This window comes from Leifsonia sp. GW821-FHT13C09, assembly GCF_058806435.1.
Genome location: NZ_JBXAPS010000001.1, coordinates 1,563,317 through 1,584,506, shown reverse-complemented (window position 1 = coordinate 1,584,506; position 21,190 = coordinate 1,563,317). Strand labels below are relative to the sequence as shown.

The 21,190-nt window shown below is 69.9% G+C and carries 19 protein-coding genes; 7 read left to right on the top strand and 12 right to left on the bottom strand.

The window, feature by feature from the left end:
- The first annotated feature begins 43 nt into the window (after nucleotides 1-43).
- Nucleotides 44-1,228 (top strand): ROK family protein, encoded by a 1,185-nt coding sequence (locus tag AC1ROW_RS07655; protein ID WP_493018233.1) that lies wholly within the window; start codon nucleotides 44-46, stop codon nucleotides 1,226-1,228.
- An 83-nt stretch (nucleotides 1,229-1,311) separates the two neighbouring features.
- Here AC1ROW_RS07655 and AC1ROW_RS07650 read toward each other — a convergent pair whose 3' ends face one another.
- The 4 genes from AC1ROW_RS07650 to AC1ROW_RS07635 are packed head-to-tail and all read right to left on the bottom strand — an operon-like array spanning nucleotide 1,312 to nucleotide 5,934.
- Nucleotides 1,312-2,514: a Gfo/Idh/MocA family protein gene (locus AC1ROW_RS07650; protein ID WP_493018232.1), complete on the bottom strand. Its 1,203-nt coding sequence runs from the start codon at nucleotides 2,512-2,514 to the stop codon at nucleotides 1,312-1,314.
- A gap of 46 nt (nucleotides 2,515-2,560) precedes the next feature.
- The gene (locus AC1ROW_RS07645) at nucleotides 2,561-3,943 is read right to left on the bottom strand and encodes an ABC transporter substrate-binding protein (protein WP_493018231.1); all 1,383 of its coding nucleotides are present in this window, start codon (nucleotides 3,941-3,943) and stop codon (nucleotides 2,561-2,563) included.
- 8 nt (nucleotides 3,944-3,951) lie between these two features.
- Complete coding sequence (locus tag AC1ROW_RS07640) at nucleotides 3,952-4,920, bottom strand: carbohydrate ABC transporter permease (RefSeq protein ID WP_493018230.1); 969 nt, start codon at nucleotides 4,918-4,920, stop codon at nucleotides 3,952-3,954.
- Nucleotides 4,921-4,962: 42 nt separating this feature from the next.
- Nucleotides 4,963-5,934, bottom strand: a complete 972-nt coding sequence (locus AC1ROW_RS07635; RefSeq protein WP_493018229.1) for a carbohydrate ABC transporter permease — start codon at nucleotides 5,932-5,934, stop codon at nucleotides 4,963-4,965.
- Nucleotides 5,935-6,032: 98 nt separating this feature from the next.
- Between AC1ROW_RS07635 and AC1ROW_RS07630 the strand changes: the two genes are divergently transcribed.
- Nucleotides 6,033-7,163 carry an ROK family protein gene (locus AC1ROW_RS07630; RefSeq protein ID WP_493018228.1) on the top strand — a complete coding sequence of 377 codons (1,131 nt, stop codon included), beginning with the start codon at nucleotides 6,033-6,035 and terminating at the stop codon, nucleotides 7,161-7,163.
- 18 nt (nucleotides 7,164-7,181) lie between these two features.
- On the opposite strand, the gene AC1ROW_RS07625 is transcribed toward AC1ROW_RS07630, so the two are convergent.
- Nucleotides 7,182-9,416: an alpha-galactosidase gene (locus AC1ROW_RS07625; protein ID WP_493018227.1), complete on the bottom strand. Its 2,235-nt coding sequence runs from the start codon at nucleotides 9,414-9,416 to the stop codon at nucleotides 7,182-7,184.
- Nucleotides 9,417-9,677: 261 nt separating this feature from the next.
- On the opposite strand from AC1ROW_RS07625, the gene AC1ROW_RS07620 reads away from it, so the two are divergent.
- Nucleotides 9,678-10,907 carry a multidrug effflux MFS transporter gene (locus tag AC1ROW_RS07620; RefSeq protein WP_493018226.1) on the top strand — a complete coding sequence of 410 codons (1,230 nt, stop codon included), beginning with the start codon at nucleotides 9,678-9,680 and terminating at the stop codon, nucleotides 10,905-10,907.
- Nucleotides 10,908-10,979: 72 nt separating this feature from the next.
- Nucleotides 10,980-11,669, top strand: coding sequence for a phosphatase PAP2 family protein (locus AC1ROW_RS07615; RefSeq protein ID WP_493018225.1), 690 nt, complete (start codon nucleotides 10,980-10,982; stop codon nucleotides 11,667-11,669).
- On the opposite strand, the gene AC1ROW_RS07610 is transcribed toward AC1ROW_RS07615, so the two are convergent.
- Entirely contained in the window at nucleotides 11,641-12,495 is an 855-nt protein-coding gene (locus AC1ROW_RS07610) for an aminoglycoside phosphotransferase family protein (RefSeq protein WP_493018377.1), read from the bottom strand. The genes AC1ROW_RS07615 and AC1ROW_RS07610 overlap by 29 nt on opposite strands.
- Nucleotides 12,496-12,550: 55 nt before the next feature.
- On the opposite strand from AC1ROW_RS07610, the gene AC1ROW_RS07605 reads away from it, so the two are divergent.
- Nucleotides 12,551-13,159: a GNAT family N-acetyltransferase gene (locus tag AC1ROW_RS07605; protein ID WP_493018224.1), complete on the top strand. Its 609-nt coding sequence runs from the start codon at nucleotides 12,551-12,553 to the stop codon at nucleotides 13,157-13,159.
- 45 nt (nucleotides 13,160-13,204) lie between these two features.
- Here the strand turns inward: AC1ROW_RS07605 and AC1ROW_RS07600 are convergent, their stop codons facing one another.
- The 3 genes from AC1ROW_RS07600 to arfA all read right to left on the bottom strand — a co-directional run bounded on the left by AC1ROW_RS07600 (nucleotide 13,205) and on the right by arfA (nucleotide 15,586).
- The gene (locus AC1ROW_RS07600; protein ID WP_493018223.1) at nucleotides 13,205-13,771 is read right to left on the bottom strand and encodes a hypothetical protein; all 567 of its coding nucleotides are present in this window, start codon (nucleotides 13,769-13,771) and stop codon (nucleotides 13,205-13,207) included.
- Nucleotides 13,771-14,013, bottom strand: a complete 243-nt coding sequence (locus tag AC1ROW_RS07595) for a hypothetical protein (protein WP_493018222.1) — start codon at nucleotides 14,011-14,013, stop codon at nucleotides 13,771-13,773. The genes AC1ROW_RS07600 and AC1ROW_RS07595 overlap by 1 nt, the downstream gene beginning before the upstream one ends.
- Nucleotides 14,014-14,080: 67 nt before the next feature.
- Nucleotides 14,081-15,586 carry an arabinosylfuranosidase ArfA gene (arfA, locus tag AC1ROW_RS07590; protein ID WP_493018221.1) on the bottom strand — a complete coding sequence of 502 codons (1,506 nt, stop codon included), beginning with the start codon at nucleotides 15,584-15,586 and terminating at the stop codon, nucleotides 14,081-14,083.
- A 201-nt stretch (nucleotides 15,587-15,787) separates the two neighbouring features.
- Between arfA and AC1ROW_RS07585 the strand changes: the two genes are divergently transcribed.
- A complete protein-coding gene (locus AC1ROW_RS07585; protein WP_493018220.1) occupies nucleotides 15,788-17,065 on the top strand; it encodes a chymotrypsin family serine protease in 1,278 nt (425 codons plus the stop codon).
- On the opposite strand, the gene AC1ROW_RS07580 is transcribed toward AC1ROW_RS07585, so the two are convergent.
- The 3 genes from AC1ROW_RS07580 to AC1ROW_RS07570 form a co-directional block, all read right to left on the bottom strand.
- Complete coding sequence (locus AC1ROW_RS07580) at nucleotides 17,066-17,374, bottom strand: hypothetical protein (protein WP_493018219.1); 309 nt, start codon at nucleotides 17,372-17,374, stop codon at nucleotides 17,066-17,068.
- Nucleotides 17,375-17,499: 125 nt separating this feature from the next.
- Nucleotides 17,500-18,522 carry a LacI family DNA-binding transcriptional regulator gene (locus AC1ROW_RS07575; protein ID WP_493018218.1) on the bottom strand — a complete coding sequence of 341 codons (1,023 nt, stop codon included), beginning with the start codon at nucleotides 18,520-18,522 and terminating at the stop codon, nucleotides 17,500-17,502.
- Between the two features lie 126 nt (nucleotides 18,523-18,648).
- Entirely contained in the window at nucleotides 18,649-19,296 is a 648-nt protein-coding gene (locus AC1ROW_RS07570; RefSeq protein WP_493018217.1) for a TetR/AcrR family transcriptional regulator, read from the bottom strand.
- Nucleotides 19,297-19,449: 153 nt separating this feature from the next.
- On the opposite strand from AC1ROW_RS07570, the gene AC1ROW_RS07565 reads away from it, so the two are divergent.
- Entirely contained in the window at nucleotides 19,450-21,129 is a 1,680-nt protein-coding gene (locus AC1ROW_RS07565) for an ABC transporter substrate-binding protein (protein ID WP_493018216.1), read from the top strand.
- Nucleotides 21,130-21,190: the final 61 nt, after the last annotated feature.

The window sequence follows — 21,190 nt, the reverse complement described above, 5'->3', positions numbered from 1 at the left end:
CCGTCCGCCGCACCCCGCTACCTGTAATACAGTGTCCGGGACCATGAACGGCAGGACGACGGCGGGGACGAACCTCGACACGGTGCGGCGGCACAACCTCTCCGCCGTGCTCGGGATGGTGCACCGCGAGGGCCCGCTGGCGCGCTCGGCGCTCACCCAGGCGACCGGCCTCAACCGCTCGACCATCGGTGCGCTCGTCGCCGAGCTGGCCGAGTTCGGGCTCGTGCGCGAGCGGGAGCCGGAGACCAGCAACCGGGTCGGGAGGCCGTCCCCGGTCATCGCCGCCGACGGCCGCGTCGTCGCGCTCGCCGTGAACCCCGAGATCGACGCCGTCACCGTCGGCGTCGTCGGGCTCGACGCGCACGTCCACCGCCGTGTGCGCTATCCCACCGGGCACGTGCCGACCGCCGCGGAGGCCGCCGCCCTCGCCGCCGCCGTGATCGACGGGCTGCGGCCCGAGCTGGCCGCGGCATCCCGGGTGGTCGGCGTCGGTGTCGCGGTGCCGGGGCTCGTGCGGGAGGAGGACGGCGTCGTGCGCCTCGCCCCGCACCTGGAGTGGGCGGAGGAGCCGTTCGCGGCCGAGCTCGCCGAGGCGACCGGCTACCCCGTCGCCGCCGCGAACGACGCCAGCCTGGGCGCGAACGCCGAACGGCTGTTCGGCGCGGGCCAGGGCGCGGCCGACCTCGTCTACGTCAACGGCGGCGCGTCCGGCATCGGCGCGGGCGTCATCGTCGGCGGGAGGCCGCTCACCGGCATCAGCGGTTACGCCGGCGAGCTCGGCCACACGCTGGTGAACTCGGCCGGCGTGCGCTGCCACTGCGGCGCGATCGGCTGCCTGGAGACCGAGGTCAGCCAGCGCGCGCTGCTCGCGGTCCTGGGGCTGGCCTCCGCCGACCCCGACGAGCTCTCGCGCGCTCTCACCGCAGCGGTCGCCCGGGGCGACGCGGCGGTGCTCGCCGAGGTGGACCGTCAGCTCGGCTTCCTGGCGACGGCGCTGCGCAACGCGACCAATGTCTTCGACCCGGAGCGGATCGTGCTCGGCGGGTTCCTCGGCGCGCTGCACGAGCTGGCGCCGGAGCGGCTGCCGGAGCTGGTCGCCTCCCAGGCGCTCGCCGCCTCCGCCGAGACCCTCACCATCACGCGCGCGGCCCTCGGCAGCGACATCCTCATGATCGGCGCCGCCGAACTCGCCTTCGCCCCACTCCTCGCGTCCCCCGCCGCCCCGTAACCACCTGCCGAGTACGCGCGAAATCAGGCGAAAACCGCCGAGTACGCAGAGAATTCGCGTACTCGGCGGTTTGCGGATGGGGGTTAGCGGGTCGGGGCGTCGCCGTGGTCGGGGATGGGGAGGCGGGCGCCGTTCTGGAGGGCGCTTTCGTGGGCGATGATGCCGGGGAGGGTGTAGCGGGCGGCCTGCCAGGCGTTGACGGGCGGGAGGGTGCGCGTGTTCACGGCGCGCACGAAGTCATCCGCGAGGAAGTGGTGGCTGCCCTCGTGCCCGTTGGTCACGTGGTCGAACTCTCGCGGCAGCCGTGAGCGGTCGTGGATGGGCGCGCTGCCCGAGGTGAACGCGTCGCGCAGCGCGGGCGAGACGTGCGCGAGCGACGGGTCGTCCGGGGAGAGGGTCGGCTTCGGCTGGAGCAGATCGGTGATGTCCTCGACACCCTCCTTCGAGGTGCGGTGCGAGACGGTCGCCAGCTGCTCGAAGCTTCCCTCCGTGCCGAAGAACCGGAACCGCGACTCGCGGAGGTGCGACGGGTACCCGACCCGGCGGAACTCGTTCGTGCGGAACGACCCGCCGCCCGCGACCTCGAACAGGGCGGTCGCGTTCGAGAAGTCGTTGCCGAACATGCTCACCTCTCGGTCGAAGACGCCGTCGCCGCGGTCGTCGGTCACGCCGATCGCCGACACGCTGACCGCGTGCGTGCCCCAGGCGCCGAGGATGCCGCCGATGGAGTGCGTCGGGTAGAGCAGCGGCGGATAGCTGGCCGTCGCCTTCCACTGCTCGCCGCCGGAGTAGCGGTAGGCGTCGTAGAAGCCGAGGTCCATGTCGTGCACGTAGTCGCCCTCCGCGTAGAAGACGCGGCCGAAGGCGCCCTCCGCGATCTGCGACCGGGCGTAGACGGTGGCCGGGTTGTAGTGGCTGGTCTCGCCCATCATGTAGGTGAGGCCGGTGCGGCGGACGGCGTCGATGATCGCCGCGATCTCGTCGGCGCTGATCGCCATCGGGACGGCGGAGTAGACGTGCTTGCCGGCGTCCAGGGCTCGGACGACGAGCGGGCCGTGCGTCCAGCGCTGGGTGAAGATCGCGACAGCGTCCACGCGCGGATCCTCGAGGGCCGCCTCGAAGGAGGGGAGGGCGCCGTCGAGCCCGTGCTCGGCGACCAGCCGTTCGGCGCGCTCGGGCAGGAGGTCGGTTGCGTACACCGCGCTCACGCCGGGGTGCAGCGCGAAGAGCTTGGCGAACTGCCCGGCGAACTGGCCGGCGCCGATCAAGGCGATGGAGAAGGACATGTCACTCGCTTTCAAGAGGGGTGGTGGTGGATGCGGCAGGGGCCGTTCAGCCGCCCTGCTGGAAGAGCTGGTCGATCTGCTGGTTGGTGGTCGTGAGGGTGGAGACGGGTGCGCCGTTCGCGTAGACGTTCTCCATCGCAGGCACCATGAGCGCCGCCACGTCCGCGGCGTAGCCGGTGATCGGGAACGAGAACGTCGTCTTGTCGGCGACCTGCTTCGTGAACGGGGTCACGTCGATGCCGCGCGCCTTGTACGCGGCGATGGCGTTCAGCGTCCCGCTCTTGGCCGCCGGGAACACGATGCCCTGCCGGCCGACGACGTTCTGGCAGGCGGGGGAGGCGAGGTAGGCGACCCACTTGGCGGCGCCGGGCTTGTTGGCGGCGTTCTTGGTGATGGAGTCGGCGAGCCCGTTGAGCATCGAGGCGCGCTTGCCCGTCGGCCCGGTCGGCGTCAGCGCGATCCCGAGGTCGACGCCCTTGAGCTGGGCGTAGGTGCTGATCATCCAGGAGCCGTTCATCGAGAGTGCCGCCTTGCCGCTGCCGAGTTGCACCTCGGGGCCGTTGGAGGCTGAGAAGTCCGTGAACGGTGCGAGGTAGCCTTTCTTGGCGAGGCCGAAGTACCAGGCGATGGTGCTCTGGAACCGCTTGTCGTCGTAGTTGTAGTGCGTGCCCCACGCGGCCTTGTCCGTGTAGGTCCAGCCGGTGGAGCCCGTGAACGAGCTCCACTGCGTCTGGCCGTCGAAGCCTCCGGCATCGTTGGTGGCCAGGCCGTAGGTGGCGACGTGGTTCTTGTCGAAGCCGGGCTGGTCGCCGCGCACGCCGTTCTTGTCGATCGTGAGGTGCGCGAGCAGCTTCTCGAAGCTGCCGCCGTCGGTCGGGTTCCAGCTCAGGTCGTTGAGCTGGGCGTCGGTGACGCCGGCCGCGGCGGTGACCTTCTTGTTGTAGAAGATCGAGATGGTGTCCCAGTCCTTGGGCGTGCCGTAGCGGTGGCCGTCCGGTCCCATCCAGGCGCCGGCGAGGCCCGGTTGGTAGATGCTGTCGTCGAGGCTCTTGGTGGCGTCCAGCTCGTCCAGCGGCTGGAGCACGCCGAGGTCGACGAACTGCGCGAACTTGGAGATGTGGTCGGTGAAGACGTCGGGCTGCGTGCCGGCGATGAAACCGGCGGTCAGCTTGGTCCAGTAGTCGTTCCAGCCGAGCTGGGTGATCTCGACCTTCAGCCCGGGGTTCGCCTTCTCGAAGCCGGCGGCGCACTTCTCGTAGGCGGGGAGCTGGTTGGAGTCCCAGAGCCAGTAGCTGACCGTGTTCTTCGGCTCGGCCGAGGAGCCGGCCGAGGAGCCGGCGGCGCAGCCGGAGAGCAGGAGCGCGCTCGCTGCGGCGACGGCGGTCGCGACGGCGGCCAGACGGCGGGAACGGGTGCGGGGGAGTCTCATGAGGCGGCTCATTTCAGTCCGGTGAAGCCGATGGAGTTGACGATCCGGCGCGCGAAGACGCCGAACAGGACGAGCATCGGCAGCGCGGCCACGAGGGTCGCCGCCATCAGCCCTGACCAGTCCGTGCCGCTCTGCGGGGTCTGCGACCGGAAGACGCTCAGCGCGACGGTGAGGACGCGCGACTGGTCGGTGTAGCTGACCATCAGCGGCCAGAAGTAGTCGTTCCAGGCGGTGATGTAGGTGAGGATGCCGAGGGTGACGATCGGCGCCGACGACATCGGCAGCATCACCCGGAAGAAGACGCGCACCTTTCCCGCGCCGTCGAGGAGGGCGGCCTCCTCGACCTCGCGCGGCACGTTCAGGAAGAACTGCCGCAGGAAGAACACCGCGAACGGCGTCATGAACAGGCTCGGGAGGGTGATGCCGAGCAGCGTGTCCACGAGGCCGAGCTGCTTGATGAGCACGAAGTTCGGCAGCAGGGTGAAGATGCTCGGCACCATCAGCCCGGCCAGGAAGACGGCGAACAGGACGTTCCTGCCGCGGAACCGCAGCCGCGCGAACGCGTAGGCGGCCATCGCCGAGAAGAACGTCTGGCAGACGGCGATCGTCGTGGCGACGACCACCGAGTTGAGCAGGTACCGCCAGAAGTCGACGGAGGCTCCGGAGCCGCCCTGGGCCAGCGCCTCCTTCGTGCTCTGCACGCCGAACACCCGGGCGAAGCCGCCGAGGCTGACGTCGACAGGGAGCAGCGAGGACGGGTCGGAGGCGAGCGCGGTGTTCGTGGAGAGCGCGGTGCGCAGCATCCAGTAGAAGGGGAACAGGGTCACCAGGATGATGAGCACCATCACGATCCAGGAGATCATGCGGCCGAAGGGGAGGCGGCGTGCGGCCCGGGGGGCGTCGGTGCGCGGCGCTCCGGCGCGCGGGGCGTCGGCGTTCCTGGGCGACTGCGGCAGCGTCGTGTCGAGGGTTGTCATGTGCGTGGCTCCTTCGCCAGTGGTCGGGGCGGCTGTCGCCGGTCAGTCGAGGTCCGTGCGGCCGGCGCGGGTGAGGCGGTACTGCACCACGGTGATGACGCTGAGCACCACCAGCAGCGCGACCGAGAGCGCCGACGCGTAGCCGAACTGGAAGCGACCGAACGCGAGATCGTAGATGTACTTCTGGAGCACGTTCGTGGCGTTCGCGGGGCCGCCGTTCGTGGTCACCGAGACCGTGTCGAAGACCTGGAACGACCCGATCACGGTGATGATCAGCACCACCGCGAGCACCGGGCGCAGCAGCGGCATGGTGACGCTCCAGAACATCCGCCACTCGCTCGCGCCGTCCACCCGCGCCGCCTCGTAGAGGTGGGCCGGGATCGCCTGGAGGCCGGCGAACAGCAGCAGCGCGGTGTAGCCGACGTGCCGCCAGACGTTCACCAGCGCGATGGTCGGGATGGACCAGGTGTCGCTCGCGAAGAACGGGATGTGCTCCAGTCCCAGTGCGCCGATCAGCTGGTTGCCGATGCCGAGCTGGGTGTCCAGGATCCACAGCCAGACGATGCCCGCCACGACGTTCGACACCAGGTAGGGCGTCAGCACGATCCCGCGGACGAACGTGGAGCGGGTGAGGCGCTGCATGAGCACCGCGATCAGGAGGGCGACGACCGTCTGCACGCTGATGTTGATCAGGACGTACTCGACCGTGACGCCGAGGGAGTGCCAGAAGATCGGGTCGCCGGCCATCCGGATGTAGTTGCCGAAGCCGATCCATTTCTCCCGGGTCAGCAGGTTGTAGCTGGTGAAGCTCAGGTAGATGCCGCGCAGCGTCGGCCAGGCGAGGAACACCAGGAAGCCGATCGCGGCCGGCGCGATGAAGAGCAGGGCGATGAGGCCGTCCCCGCCGGAGCGGTGGCCGCGTGGGGTGGACGAGGTGCTGCGGGACGCCGGCGCGGCCGCTGAGTAGTTCGGTCCCGGGTGGGCCGGCGCCGGGCCGGAGGTGGTGATGGCCATCGTGACTCCTTCGTCTGACCGGATTGGGCTTAACTTTGTTGCAAAACTAAATGGCTGTCAATACCCGACTTTTCGAGGCGGAACCGTAGGATGTCCCCATGTCAGGAAGTGTCGTGGCGGAAGAAGGCCCCGCCAGCGCTGAGCGCGTGATGCTGGAGATCCTCATCCACGGCCCGCTCTCGCGCGTCGAGCTGGCCGAGCGCCTGGGGCTGTCCGGCCCCAGCCTGACCCGCCTGACCAAGCCGCTGCTGGCCTCCGGGCGGCTCTCGGAGGGCGCGCCGCTCGCGCGCGCCGCGGGGCGTCCGATCCTGCCGCTGGAGCTCGACCCGGCGGCCGAGCACTTCGCCGGCGTGAAGATCACGACGACCGCCGTGTACGCCGTCGTGACGGACCTGCGAGGCGTCATTCGCGCGGAGATCGAGCAGCCGCTGGCCGGACACGAGCCGGACATCGTCGCGGACGCCGTCGCACTGGCCGTCCGCGCCCTCCCGGAAGAGTTCGCGCCGCTGTCCGGCGTCGGCATCAGCCTCGGCGGCAACTCGGCCGACGGGCGGACGGTGCGCGCGTCGCACTTCCTGGAATGGACCGACGTGCCGCTGGCCGACCTGGTCGAGCAGCGCATCGGCCTCCCGGTCACGGTGGCCAACGACGTCAACGCGCTGACCCAGGCCCAGCACTGGTTCGGCGCCGGGCGCGGGCTGGACACCTTCGTCGTGGTGACGATCGGCGCGGGCATCGGCATGGGCGTCGTCGCCGGCGGCAACGTCGTGGCCGGAGCGCACGGCGCGGCCGGCAGCATCGGCCACCAGCTCCTGACCTGGTCGGAAGCCGTGTGCTGGAAGGGGCACCACGGCTGCGCGAGCGCGCTGCTCAGCACGGCGGCGGTGGAAGGGGAGGCTGCGCGGACGACCGGCGCCGCCGTGGACTACGACGCCGTGCTGCTCGGCGCCTCCCGGGGTGACCCGGCGCTGCGGTCGGTCGTCGACGAGGCCGCCGCCGCGCTCGGCCTCCTGCTCGCGAGCGTGACGAACACGATCGACCCGCAGAAGATCCTCCTCGCCGGGGAGGGCGCGCGGCTGGGCGAGGTCGGCGAGCACGCGATGCTCGCGGCGATGGCCGACGCCGCCGACTGGGGCGTACGCACGCCGGTGGAGGTGCAGCCGTTCGCGTTCAACGAGTGGGCGCGCGGAGCGGCGGCGACGGCCATCCGGGCGCGGATGCTGCGGTGACGGCGGCGGCCGCCGACCTCACACAGCGGTGACGTCCACCAGCCACACCCGGTCGGGATACGACAGCGGCGCGGCCAGCCCTGCAGTCGCGAGGGCGCGGCCGGAGAGCACCACACCCTCCACCTCGGCCGGGGAGAGCTCGCGCGACAGCGGGGTGACCCCGTCGGTCCCGGTCGGGACACCGGTCGCGGCGCCCGCGAACCACGGCGGCACCCGGTAGCCGCCGGCCGGGTCGCCCAGCGCGAGCGGGCGCACGCGGTAGCGGCGGTCCGGGTCGAGGCCGCGCAGCGTGATCCGGCCGAGCGGGCCCTCGGACGAGCGGCCGAGGTAGGCCAGCGAGTAGAGTGCGCGCGTTCGGTCGGGCGCGACGACGCCGCTGATCCACAGGGTCGGGTCGACGTCGTCCATCCGCACCAGGTCGCCGCCGTGCAGGAGGTCGCGGCGCTCCCGGTAGAACGCGATCCAGTCGCCCAGGGCGGCCAGCTCGGACTCGCTCGCCTGCGCCAGGTCCCACTCGATGCCGAGGTGGCCGATCAGGGCAGTCGCCGCGCGGAACGCGAGCTCGTGCTCGCGGTGCGTCGTGTGCGAGCGACCGGAGGCGATGTGCGCGCCGAGCAGCTCCGGCGGGAGCAACTGCTGGGTCCAGCGGTGCATCTCCTGCCGCTCCAGCGGGTCGATGCAGTCGGACACCCAGACCCGGTCGGTGCGCTCGATCACGCCGAGGTCGACGCGGGCGCCGCCGGAGGCGCACGACTCGATCTCCAGACCGGGGAAGCGCTCCTTGAGCTCGTCCATCAGCCGGTACGTCGCGAGGGTCTGCGCGTGCACGCCCGCCTCGCCGCCCGGCGCCGTTCCGGCATCGACCAGGTCGCGGTTGTGGTCCCACTTGATGTAGGCGATGGCGTTGTGCGCGAGGATGTCGGCCATCCGGTCGCGCACGAACGCGTACGCCTCCGCGATGCCGAGGTTCAGCACCTGCTGGTGCCGCGACTCGACGGGCAGCCGGCCACCGGTCTGCATGATCCACTCGGGATGCGCGCGCGCCAGGTCGGAGTCGGCGTTCACCATCTCCGGCTCGAACCAGAGGCCGAACTCCATCCCGAGCGCGCGCACGCGCTCGATGAGCGGGGTGAGGCCGTCGGGCCAGACGGTCTCGTCCACGTACCAGTCGCCGAGGCCGACGTGGTCGTTCCTGCGATGCCGGAACCAGCCGTCGTCCAGCACGTAGCGCTCGACGCCGATGGCGGCGGCGCGCTCGGCCAGGTCGAGGAGGCGGTCGAGGTCGTGGTCGAAGTACACGGCCTCCCACACGTTGAGGGTCACCGGGCGCGGGGTGCGCGGATGCTGCGGCCGCGCGCGCAGGTGCCGGTGCAGGCGGCGCGCCTGGTCGTCGAGGCCGTCGCCGTAGACGCCGAACAGCCACGGCGTGCGATAGCTCTCGCCCGTGGCCAGCACGATCTCGCCGGGCAGCAGCAGTTCGCCGCCGCCGGCGACCTGCTCTCCGGTGGACAGCCGTTCGGCGTAGTGCCGGTGGTTGCCGCTGAAGCCGACATGGACGCCCCACACCTCGCCGCGCGCGAAGCCGAAGCCGGGCTCGCCGACGGTGAGCAGGGTGGCGGCGTCGGCGCCCGTGCGGCCGCGGCGGCCCTCGCGGAGATGCGTGCCGACGCGGAGCTCGCCGCGCTGAGGGGTGCGCTCCTTGCCCCAGCGGCCGGCGAAGTCGAGGATCTCGCGCGCCCGGGCGGGCAGCGGGAGGGCGAGCGAGAGCTCGTCCAGCCGGTAGTCGGAGCCCCGGTTCGTGAGCGTCGCGGCGGTGCGGAGCACGCCCGCCGCGGAGAGCTCGAGGTCGACGGTCAGTTCGAGCTGGGCGACCTCCTCGCGGGCGGTCACGGAGACGCAGCCGCCGGGGAGGGTGATGTGACCGGTGGGGGCGGCCGCACCGTCCACCCGCACTTCGACCACCCGGAACCAGGGCGACCACGCCCGCCCGTCCCTGCTGCCGCTGAGCCCCGGCCGGCCGAGCCACCCCGTCCGCTGCTCGGGGAGCAGGGCGACGCGCACCGGCTCGTCCATCGTGTTGTTCGCCTGCGCCGGCACCCCGGACAGGACGAGCGCGCTCGCCTCCGTCGCATCCAGGTCGCCGAGGGCAGCGCCCCAGTGCGCGATCACCGGCAGCAGGCCGCCGCGCAGATCCAGCAGCACGCTCACCCCGCCGGCCGTCAGGTGGATGGTCTCGACTCCATCGACGCTCATCCTGGGTCCCTTCTACTTACTTCCTCGACAAAACTATCGCATGGGGATGCTGGAGCGCGCGAAATCCACCGCCAGGAAAATAGGCCAATGTGCACGTTCACATTTCGGGGCGGAAGGCTGTAAGCTGGACAGGCGCCCGCGGTCGAATCGATTCGAACGGGCGGCTCCCAGCACCGCGTCCCGCCGCGGTGCTGTCGTTTTGCGTCCAGCGACGGGCGCGTACCCCTCTCCCCGCACGCCCTCCAGCAGAAGGACTCTTTCGTGACCACCGTCGTGCATCCCGGCGACTCGCTCACCGGCCGCCAGCGCTTGGCGTACATCCTGATCCTCGGCGCGCTCACCGCACTCGGGCCGTTCACGATCGACATGTACCTGCCGGCGCTGCCGACGCTGGAGACCGACTTCCATGTCTCCACGGCGATGATCCAGCTCACGCTCACGGCGACCACGATCGGCTTCGGCCTCGGCCAGCTCATCGTCGGCCCGTGGTCGGACAAGATCGGCCGCCGGATCCCGCTCATCGCGGCGACCGGCGTCCACATCTTCGCCTGCCTCGCCGCGGCGATCGCGCCCAACGTGGAGCTGCTCGGCATCGCCCGCGCGCTGATGGGCATCGGCGCCGCCGCCGGCGGTGTGGTCGCGATGGCGATGGTCCGCGACTTGTTCGGCGGCCGTCCGCTGGTGCGGATGCTGAGCCGCCTCGCGCTCGTCAACGGCCTCGCGCCCGTCCTCGCCCCGGTGCTCGGCTCGTGGCTGCTGCTGGTCATGCCGTGGCGGGGCATCTTCGTCGTGCTCGCCTGCTACGGCGTGTTCGTGATCACCTGCGTCTCGCTGTGGATCGCGGAGACCCTCCCGAAGGCGCGCCGGCACGACGCGGGCCACTCGACCGTCGGCCAGCGCTACCGCTCGGTGCTCAGCGACCGGGTCTTCGTCGGCATCGCGATCGTGGGAGCGGCGAACTTCACCGGCCTGTTCTCGTACCTGTCGGCGAGCCCGTTCATCTTCCAGGGCCTCTATGCGTTCACGCCGCAGGAGTACGGCCTCCTGTTCGCGGTCAACTCGATCGGCATCATCATCGGCGTGCAGTCGGCGTCGCGGTTGACCAAGTACGTCGGGCCGCAGTGGATCCTCGCCGTCTCGACGGCCGTCATGTTCCTGGCCTCGGTCACGATCGTGGTGCTCGACCAGGCCCACGTCGGGCTGTGGGGCGTGGCGATCCCGCTGTGGTTCTTCATCGCGGCGTGCGGCTTCGGGTTCCCGTGCGTGCAGGTGCTGGCGCTGAACAACCACGGCCACGAGGCCGGGACGGCGGCGAGCCTGCTCGGAGCCCTCAACTTCGGCGCGGCGGGTGTGTTCTCGCCGATCGTCGGCCTCCTCGGCACGGGCAGCGCCGGACCGATGGGCTCGATGATGGCGATCTGCGCCCTTGTGTCCATCGCGTCGCTGTGGCTGGTCGTGCGGCCGCGGACGGTCCCGGAACTCGCGCACTAGGGCCGGGGCGGCCGCTCGCAGCGGGCGCGCGGCGGGATCCGGCCCGCTGCCGCCGCACGGTACCGTGATCCCATGACCGCCTCCCCGCCGCTCCACGTCGCCCGGCGCATCCAGCGCCGCTGGCCGTTGATCTCGGCGTCGGTCGCCGTCGGACTGGTGCTGCTGCTGGGCGCGATCATCGCGTTCCGGCCGCACGAGCCGTTCGCGATCGACCTGAAATGGATGGCCGAGGTGGTCGAGCACCGGTCACCGGTGTGGACCCTCCCCGCCCTGTTCTTCAACTGGGTCGGCGGCGGGCTCGTCGGCTCGGTGGTGATCCCTGTCGCGATCTTCCTGCTGCTGCTGGCGTTCCGGAGGCCATGGGGCGCCGCCTCCTTCGCGATCGCGAGCGTCGTGTCGGTGGTCTGCGTCCAGGTCTTGAAGCACACGGTCGGGCGGGCGCGGCCGTCGGAGATCCTGGTGATCGCCGACCCCGGTTCATTCCCGTCCGGGCATACGGCCAACGCGGCGACGATGGCGGTGGTGTTCGCCATCCTCTTCCCGCGCGTGTGGGTGTGGTGCGTCGGCGGCGCGTGGGCCATCCTGATGGCGATCAGCCGCACCTACCTCGGCGCGCACTGGCTGAGCGACACGATCGGCGGGCTGCTGCTCGGCGCGGGCGTCGCGGTCATCGTGTGGGCACCACTGGCGTACAAACTGGCGGCCGAGAGCACCCGGCCGCATCCGTTCATCCTCAGCAGGACGGGCCGGACGCAGACGTAGCTGCCCGCATCGCCTGACGCCCCACGCCGACCGCGATCGACGGCTCGCCGCCGCTCCGTTCCGACCACGCCGCCGAGAGCCCGGCCCCGGCGAGCGCCCAGCGCAGCATCCGCCGTTCCCCGATCCCGGTCTCCGCGGCGATCAGGGCCACCGTGCGCTCGAGCCGTCCCGGCGCCAGCGCCACCTCCGGCGAGGGGTTGCAGAGGATGTTGGCGAAGTCGAACGCCGGATCGCCGTGGAGGTGCTTCGGGTCGATCGCGAGCCAGCCGTCCCGGCCGAAGTCGAGCACGTTGCCGTGGTGGAGGTCGCCGTGCAGCACGACGTCGCCCTCCGGCGCGGCGAGCAGCGAGCGGGCCTCGGCGGCCGCGCGAGGGAACAGGCCGTCGTGGGCCTGCGGGCGGACGGCCGCGTGCTCGAACAGCTCGGCGAACCAGCGGGGGAGACCGACGAGCCCCGGGGGTCGCGGCCGGTCGGTCACCGCGTGCAGGCGCAGCGCGGCGCTGCAGAGTACGCGGGTGGCCTCGTCGTCGCCGTCCGGTCCGGAGGCGGCCATGGCCGCCAGCGACTGGTCGCCGGTGGTGCGCGCCAGCACGAGGGCGTCGCCCTCCGCCGCGAGCACAGGCGCCGCGCCGCGACCGTCCCACCAGCGCAGGACGCGTCCGCCCGCGGCCTCCTCGGCATGGGTGGCCAGCTTGAGGAACGCCGCCCGGCTGTGCAGCACCACCGGCTGCAGCACGCTCGACGGGGTGGCGAAGGCGGGTCCGTCCGGCGTCAGCCCCCAGCGTGCCCGCCACGGCGCGAGCAGGGCGTCGGGATCGCGCTCCATCACGCTCGCCCGCCCTCGGTCGCGTACGACGAAATCACGCTGCCATACTTTCACGATGACCTCGATCCGCCCCTACCGCCCGGCAGACCGCGCGGACGTCTACGACATCTGCGTGCGGACGGGGGCGAGCGGGGCGGATGCGGGCGGACTGTACTCGAACGACGATCTGCTGCCCGACGTCTTCGTCGGGCCGTACGTGGCGTACCAGCCGGACCTCGCGCTCGTGGTCGACACGGGGAGCCGGGTCGCGGGCTACGTGATCGCCGTGGCGGACAGCCACGCGTTCGCGGACTGGTACGACGAGCACTGGCTGCCCGGATTCCGCGAGCGCCACCCGCTGGAGGAGGCGCCTTCCGCGAAGGAGCGGGAGGCGATCGGCTTCGGACTCGACCAGCACGCGGCGATCGTCCCCGAGGCCGACCGCTATCCCGCGCACCTGCACATCGACCTGCTGCCCGAGCTGCAGGGCCAGGGCTTCGGTCGCCTGCTCATCCGGGAGCTCCTCTCGGCGCTGCGCGACCGCGGGGTGCCGGGCGTCTACCTGCGGATGTCCCCCACGAACACCGGCGCGCGGGCGTTCTACCACCGGCTCGGCTTCCAGGAGCTGCCCTCCAGTCGCCCCGACGCGCCCGCGCTGGCGATCGCGACCGACGCGGACGTCTGAGATCGCTGACGATACTCCCGGGTCGCCCTAGACTCCCGGGTCGCCCTAACGGAACCGCGGCATCCGTTCGAACCAGTACAGCAGCTCGGGCGAACGGCGCCGCAGCTGCGTCATGGTCAGGATGTCCTCGGGCCGCGTCACCGGAACATCGAGCTCCTCCGCGACTAGCTCCATGTCCTCCACCGACCAGAACTGCCCGCGCATCCGGAGGAGCACCCGGCCGTCGCGGCCGAGGACGAAGAGCTGGGGGACCGTGTCGAGCGTGCTGCCGTCGTACAGGCGCACGAGCAGGATGGAGGCGACGTCGAGAGAACGCACGATCCGGGTCTGGCCGAAGAAGCCGCGCTCCCGGACGCTGCCGGGCCGGAGCGTGATCGTCGCGCTGAGGAACGCGTACACCCCGAGGACCGTCGCGATCACGACCAGCACGTGGGCGAACAGCACGTAACTCCAGGCGCCGCTCGGGATGGTGAGCCAGTACAGCACGGCGAAGACCGGTGTGGTCAGCGCGAGCACCGCCGTGAGCCCGCGCGCGAACAGATCGCGGAACGGGCGCAGTACAGTCTCGCTGACCACGTCCGAGCCGACCCCCCACTGCTGCTGACTGCTCATCAGGTCGAGCTTGACGGATTTCCCCGATCGTTTGTAGCGGCATTTTGGGGGACACGGCGTTCCCGTTCCGCGAGGTGCTTGACGCGGAGGGAGCGCACCCGGAAGGCCGACAGGATGGTCGCCAGCACGCCCACCGCGAAGACGATCACCGTGGCGACATCGTGCATCGAGCGCCCGATCAGCACGGTCACCGCAGCGATCGCGACGGTGGCGCAGAGCTGGGAGAACATCCGGGCGGTCATCGTATATATCTAACATGCGAGACCGCCCTCGCGCCAACTCCGGGTGCGCCCGCTCCGGGCCGAACCGTCAGCCGAGCGCGACCGCGGTCCAGGAGACCGGGGGCAGCTCCACCGTCAGCACGCCGTCCGTGAGGGCCGCCGTGGTGTTGGCGCGGAGTCCGACACGCTCGGGCTCCGCGAGCGTGTTCTTGGCGTAGACGTCGTCGTCGAACAGGCTCAGCGCCTCCCGCACCGCACTCGCGCCGAGGTCGCGGACGTCGATCGTGACGGTCTCCGTCTCGGTGAGGCTGCAGTTCACCAGGAACACCGCCGACGCACCGGTCGCAGCGTCGTGCGTCGCCACCGCGTCCACGACGTCCGCCGTGCCGTGCACCGTGGTCTCGTAGCTGCCGGTGCGGACGGCCGGACGCAGCACCTCGCCCCGGGCGAGCCGGCTGGTCACCGAGAACGGGAAGAACGTCGTCTGCCGCCAGGCCGCGCCGCCGGGCTCGGTCATGATGGGTGCGATCACGTTGACGAGCTGGGCGAGGGACGCGCTGCGCACCCGGTCGTGGTTCTTCAGGAGCGTGATCAGCAGGTTTCCCACGACCACCGCGTCGGCGACCGAGTAGACGTCCTCCAGCTGGCGCGGCGCGACGCGCCACTCGTCGTTGACCTCCTCGGAGGCCTGGTGCTCGTCGAGGTACCAGACGTTCCACTCGTCGAAGGAGATCGCGATCTTCTTGGCGCTCTTGCGCTTGCTGCCGACGTGGTCCGCCGCGGCGACGACCGTGTCGATGAAGTACTGCATGTCCACTGAGGAGGCCAGGAACGACCCGAGGTCGCCGCCGCGCTCCTGGTAGTAGGCGTGCGCGGAGATGAAGTCGACGTGGTCGTAGGCGTGCTCCAGGACGGTGCGCTCCCAGTCGCCGAAGGTCGGCATCCCGGAGCCGGACGAGCCGCAGGCGACGAGCTCCAGGTCTTTGTCGGCCATTTTCATGGCGGCCGCGGTGCGGGCGGCGAGCTTGCCGTAGTCGTCGGCGGTCAGATACCCGGTCTGCCACGGGCCGTCCATCTCGTTGCCGAGGCACCACATCCGGATGTTGTGCGGCTCGACCGTGCCGTTGGCGATGCGCTGGTCGCTGAGGGCGGTCCCCGACGGGTGGTTGGCGTACTCCAGCAGGTCGAGCGCCTGCTCGATGCCGCGGGTGCCGAGGTTGACCGCGAGCATCAGCTCGGAGCCGGTCAGCTTCAGCCAGCGCGAGAACTCGTCCAGCCCCACCTGGTTGGTCTCCAGCGAGTGCCAGGCGAGGTCGCGGCGCACCGGGCGCTGCTCGCGCGGGCCGACGCTGTCCTCCCAGCGGAAGCCGGAGACGAAGTTGCCGCCGGGATAGCGGATGGTGGTCGAGCCGAGCTCCTTGACCAGCTCGACCACGTCGAGTCGGAAGCCGTCCTCGTTCGCGGTCGGGTGCCCCGGTTCGTAGATGCCGTCGTAGACGCAGCGGCCGAGGTGCTCCACGAACGAGCCGAAGAGGCGGCGGTCGATGGTCGCGACGCGGGAGGAGCGGTCGAGGGCGATGTGGGTTTCCGGCATGTCTGCTTCCTAGTTCTACAACGTTGTAAAGAACATGATCGCTGTCGCGATGTGACCGTGTCAAATGGACTTCCGCCGAGAGGCGGTGCGATGGGAGCCGGGCTCGCATCTGCGATGTCAGTTCAAAATGTAAAGGTTTTATGAGAAGAATCCCGGCAAGGTCAAAGGTTGATCGGTCGCTCACACCTTCGAAGGGGAATCATGCGAAACAAATGGACCAAGTGCGTCGGAGTTCTTGCTCTGCTGGTGACGACCGGGGTCGGGATCAATTCCCTGGAGCCCGCTCGTGCCGCGACCAGCCCGGCGCCGCCGAGAGATCCAGCTCCGATAAGCGCGTGGCCTGACACGAAGGGAATCCCCCCGGCAACGCGAGCGGCGATCCAGGAACTTGCCGCTTCGCCCGCGGGGGAGAAGATCAACGACCTCACGTGGGATGCGGAATCCGGCGTGCTCGACATCCATGTCGTGGACGGGGATGGGAGCGTGATCGAACCCGCCCTGAAAGAAGCTTTCGGTGATGCCTACGAGCTTGTTCAGGACCGCTACCGTGCGACGGAGTTGCGTGAGCTTGCATTCGCACTCGCCACTGACGGGGTCGCAGCAGGCATGCCGATCGCATCGGTGAGTACCACGGCAAACAACTCGGGACTGACCGTCGCCCTCGTCGAAAACGCCACGATGAGACGGGAGGTCGGCGTGGGCCGGGAAGAACTCCGGGCCACCAGCCCAGTGCCGCTCGAGTTCGCCACCACCAGCGCTGCGCCGAAGCAGACCAATGGCTGGCGATGGGGAGACGGCGCAGCCTTCTGGGGTGGCTCTCGCATCTACAACTCGGCCGGCATCTCCTGCACGTCAGCGTTCCCGGTCATCAACCGGCAGCCTGGCTACAACGCTGTCGCCATGCTGACTGCCGATCACTGCGGGGGGACGGGGGAGGCATGGCGTTCGGGCCAAGCCGGAAGCAGTAATTGGGCGGTCGGGACATTGCAGAGCGGGAACTCCGGCGGCTCCGACATCCGTCGCCTGGGTGGACAGAGCTATCAAGGCAACACATATGTCGGCAACCATAACGACGGCAGCTACATCAACATCAAGGGCGCCTATTACCCCGTCACTGGTGACATCGTGTGCCCCAGTGGCGCTTTCTCCGGCCTCGCCTGCGACGCGAAAGTGCAATCCACGAACGATGTGGTCTGCTACTTCGGTGGCTCCTGCTATAACAACCTGGTCACCGTCCGAAGCATCTCTGGTGGGCCGTTGTTCGGCCACGGCGACAGTGGCGGACCGGTCCTTGTCGGTGCGATAGGGGGCGGCGCGCTGCAAGTCGGAATTATCAGCGGCATCAACGGGGGCGGGAATGAACGCCCGTGCAACGGAATGCCAACAGACAAAGACCGCAAGTGTTCATCCGTGGGCTACTTCGCCAACGTGCGCGCCTACTTCGACAACAACCCCGGCTGGGTGCCGTTGACGAACTAGCTAGAACAGTGTCGGCGGCGCGGATTCCACCGGCCTCCGCGCCGCCAGCACCACGGCAATGCCCGCGCCGAAGCTCGACAGAAGCGCGACGCCGATCAGCACAGTTCCCCAGAGATGCTGCGCGCCACGCCTCCCTGCGAAGAAGTCGTCACTGCACCGTACGTCCTTTGGGTCCGCGCACTGCAACAGGGTCGCGGCCTGAATCTCACTGGTCAACACGACCACCCCCAGCGCCGCCGCCGCCGCCGAAAGAATTAGCAGCGCGACCGCGAGGATGAAGAATCGGCCTCTCCGAGGTTGCCCGGTCATTCCGATTGCCTTCATCCCACGCCGCATCTCCACGACTCCCACTATCTCAGCTCTGGCTTGTTCGGTCGGCCCAGTCCGATATCCGAGCGAAGGAGGTCAGACGGAATCGCGATGTGGTGGCGCTGTCAATCGCCGGCGAGTGCGGTGGATTCGCGGGCGATGAGCCGGTACGGGACGAGGATCTCCTCCGGCGTGAACGGGGCGGAGCCCCCGTCGATGCGCCGTGCGAGCAACTCGACGGCGGTGCGCGCGATCTCCTCGCGGCCGGGGTCGATCGTGGAGAGGGTCGGCATCGAGTACTGTGTCTCGTCGATGTCGTCGAAGCCGATCACGGCGATGTCCTCGGGTACCCGCAGGCCGGACTCCTGGAGCACGCGGAGCGCTCCGAGGGCGATGGCGTCGTTGAACGCGACGACGGCGTCGAACTCCACGCCACGCGCGAGCAGGTCGCGCATCGCGTCCGCTCCGGTGCGCCGGTGCCAGGAGTCCACCGGGACCACGAGGTCGTCGTCGTACGGCAGGCCGGCCGCGGCGAGGGCCTCCCGGTAACCGTCGAGGCGCAGCGCCGCCGAGCCGATCACCTCGCCGGGGTGGGCGCCGAACGCGACGACGCGGCGGCGGCCGAGCCCGATCAGATGCTCGGTGGCGGCGCGGGCGCCCTCGACATTGCGCATGGTGACGTGGTCGCGCGGCCCGTTGAAGATCCGCTCGCCGAGGAGGACGACCGGGACGGGCATCCCCGCGATGATGTCGACGTCGTTCTGGTCGAGCGCGAGCACGCTGTAGAGCACGCCGTCGACGAGCTGCGGTCGCGGTCGCCGCAGCGTTTCGATCTCGCGCTCGCGGTCGCTCCCGAACTGCTCGATGAGGACGGTCAGACCGCGCTCCGCCGCCGCCCGCATCACGGAGTCGGCCAGCTCGGCGAAGTAGGCGTTGCGGAGGTCGGGGATCATCAGCGCGATGACGTCGGTGCGCCCCGACCGCAGGCTGCGGGCCGAGAGGTTCGGCGTGTATCCGAGCGTCGCGATGGCGTCGAGGACGCGCCGCCGGGTCTCCTCGCGGACGTAGGGGTAGTCGTTGATGACATTCGACACCGTCTTGATCGACACCTCGGCGAGCCGGGCGACGTCGTGCATCGTCGCGGCCACGGTACCCCCGTCTCTCGTCTCCCCGGCTCACTTTACAACGTTGCAGGCACCACGATTCGTGCCGAATGTCGGCTCTGGCCGCGCCAAAGGCGACATTCGTGCCGAAATGTCCGGCGGCCGGCGCTGTCAGGCGTCGTGCACGTACGAGTTCAGCTCCGGGCCGGGGCGCAGGACCCCGTTCACGATCGCCTCGATGGCGAACTCGCTCGCCCCCGCGAGGTCGACGGCGGCCGGGTCGAGCAGCCACTGCAGCTGGAGCCCGTCCATGACGGCGAGGATGGAGGCCGCGGCCCGGTCGATCGTGGCCGGCGCGGTCACACCCTCCTGGGCGCAGAGCGCGCGGAACGCGGCGTCGACCTCCGCCCGGAGGTTGCGGTACCGCTCCTGGAAGTACGCCGTCGCGGGGTGACCCTCGGTGACGGACTCCGCCGAGAGCACGGTGAACACCTGGACGATCCCGGGCCGCAGCGTGTTGCGCTGGGCGGTGGCGACGAGGTGCGCGAAGAGCGCCGGGCCGCCGGGGATGTGCTGGTCGGCGAGGTGGGCCACGTCGTCCCTGTCGCGGAACTCCAGCACTTCAAGCAGCAGGTTGTTCTTGGAGCCGAAGTGGTGCAGGACGCCGGCGTGCGTCATCCCCACCTGCTCGGCGATGTCGGCGAGCGTGCCGTTCGTGGACCCCTTCGTGCCGAACGTCTCGATGGCCGCGTGCAGGATGTCGACGCGCTTCTGCTCGGTCTCCGGACGGGTACCGGTGCCGCTGCCGTGGATGGCCATTTCCGTCGCTCCTGCCGTGCTGGTTGCGGCCGAGCTTACCAGCCAGTAACCTCACCTCAACCAACTTGCTTTCTGACCAGTAAGCAAGTTATCGTCAGCCGACATTCCGCAGCATCAGGACACAACGGATGTGTCCGCCACGAAGGAGAAGCAATGAGGCTTACCAAGTATCTGATCACGGCATCGGCGATCGCCGCCGTCGGCGCGCTTGCGCTGACCGGCTGCTCGTCCGACGGCAAGTCCGGCGCCGGCGCCGGCAGCACCGGCTCGCTCACCGTGGCCAAGCCGGACGGCGCGGCCGTTCTGGCGACCCAGATCAACAACCCGTTCATCACCACCGGCTCGGGCATGTCGCTCGGCTACGACCGGATGATCTACGAGCCCCTCGCGATCGTCAACCCGGTCGGCAAGAACGAGACCACGCCGTGGCTCGCCTCGAAGGTGCAGTGGAACGCGGACTACACCCAGCTCACCGTCACCCCGCGCTCGAACGTCAAGTGGAGCGACGGCAAGGCGTTCACCGCCGACGACATCATCTTCACCTACAACCTGATCAAGAGCACGCCAGCCCTCGACCTGGGCGGCCTCAAGCTGGCGGACATCAAGAAGGACGGGAACAACGTCGTCCTGAGCTTCAGCGAGTCCAAGTTCGTCAAGCAGGGCGACGTGCTGCAGGTCCCGATCGTTCCCGAGCACCAGTGGAAGTCCGTCGCCGACGCGACGAAGGACCCGGTGACGAACGCTGTCGGCACCGGCCCGTACACGATCAAGTCCTTCTCGTCGCAGGGCGTCGTCCTCCAGGCGCGCAAGGACTACTGGAAGGGCACCGTCCCGGTGGCCCAGCTCAAGTACCTCGAGTACAACGACAACACCGGCCTCCTCCGCGCACTGCAGAGCGGCGAGACCGACTGGGCGCAGATCTTCATCACGGACTACCAGAAGAACTACGTGGACAAGGACCCGAAGCACAACGTGTTCTGGGGCGCCAACGTCCTGAGCCCGGACATGATCGTGGTCAACACCGCGAAGGCGCCGTTCAACGACGTGGCGCTCCGCAAGGCCGTCAACATGGTCATCGACCGCAAGGCGCACGCCGTGACGGCGCGCGGCAACGCCGGCCCCGAGCTGACCAACGTGACGGGCATCCCGCAGCCGACCGGTGACCAGTACATCGCGTCCGACTACAAGGACCAGACCTTCAAGATCGACGTCGACGGGGCCAAGAAGGTCCTCACCGGCGCCGGCTACACCTGGAAGTCCGGCGCGCTGACCGACCCGTCCGGCAAGGCGGTCTCCTTCACCTTGCAGGACCCGCAGGGCTGGAACGACTACGTCACGGGCATCCAGCTCGTCGCGACGCAGCTCAAGACCACGCTCGGCATCGACGCGAAGGTCGCCACCCCGGACGCCGACACCTGGTTCGCCAACGTCGCGTCCGGCAACTTCGACGCCGTGCTGCACTGGACCGGCTCCGGCTCGAACCCGTGGCACATCTACGACGATGTCATGAACAGCAGCTACCTCGACCAGGCCGCAGGCGGCAAGGTCTCGGACAACTTCGGCCGCTACAGCAACCCGCAGGCGACCGCCCTGCTGAAGGAGTACGCGCAGGCGTCCGACGACAGCGCCCGCACCGCGGCCCTGGCCAAGCTGCAGAAGATCTTCGTGGACGACGTCCCGGCGATCCCGATCGGCACCCACCCGCAGCTCGCGCAGTACAACACCCGGAAGTTCGTCGGCTGGCCGAGCGAGCAGGACCAGTACGCGACCGCCGACCCGACCCAGCCGTCGGCCGTCCAGGTGCTGATGAACCTGAAGCCCGCGGGCAAGTAGTCGCCTCGCGCGACCTCAGCCCAACCGTCCGGGGTGGGCGACGGCCTCGAGCCGTCGTCCG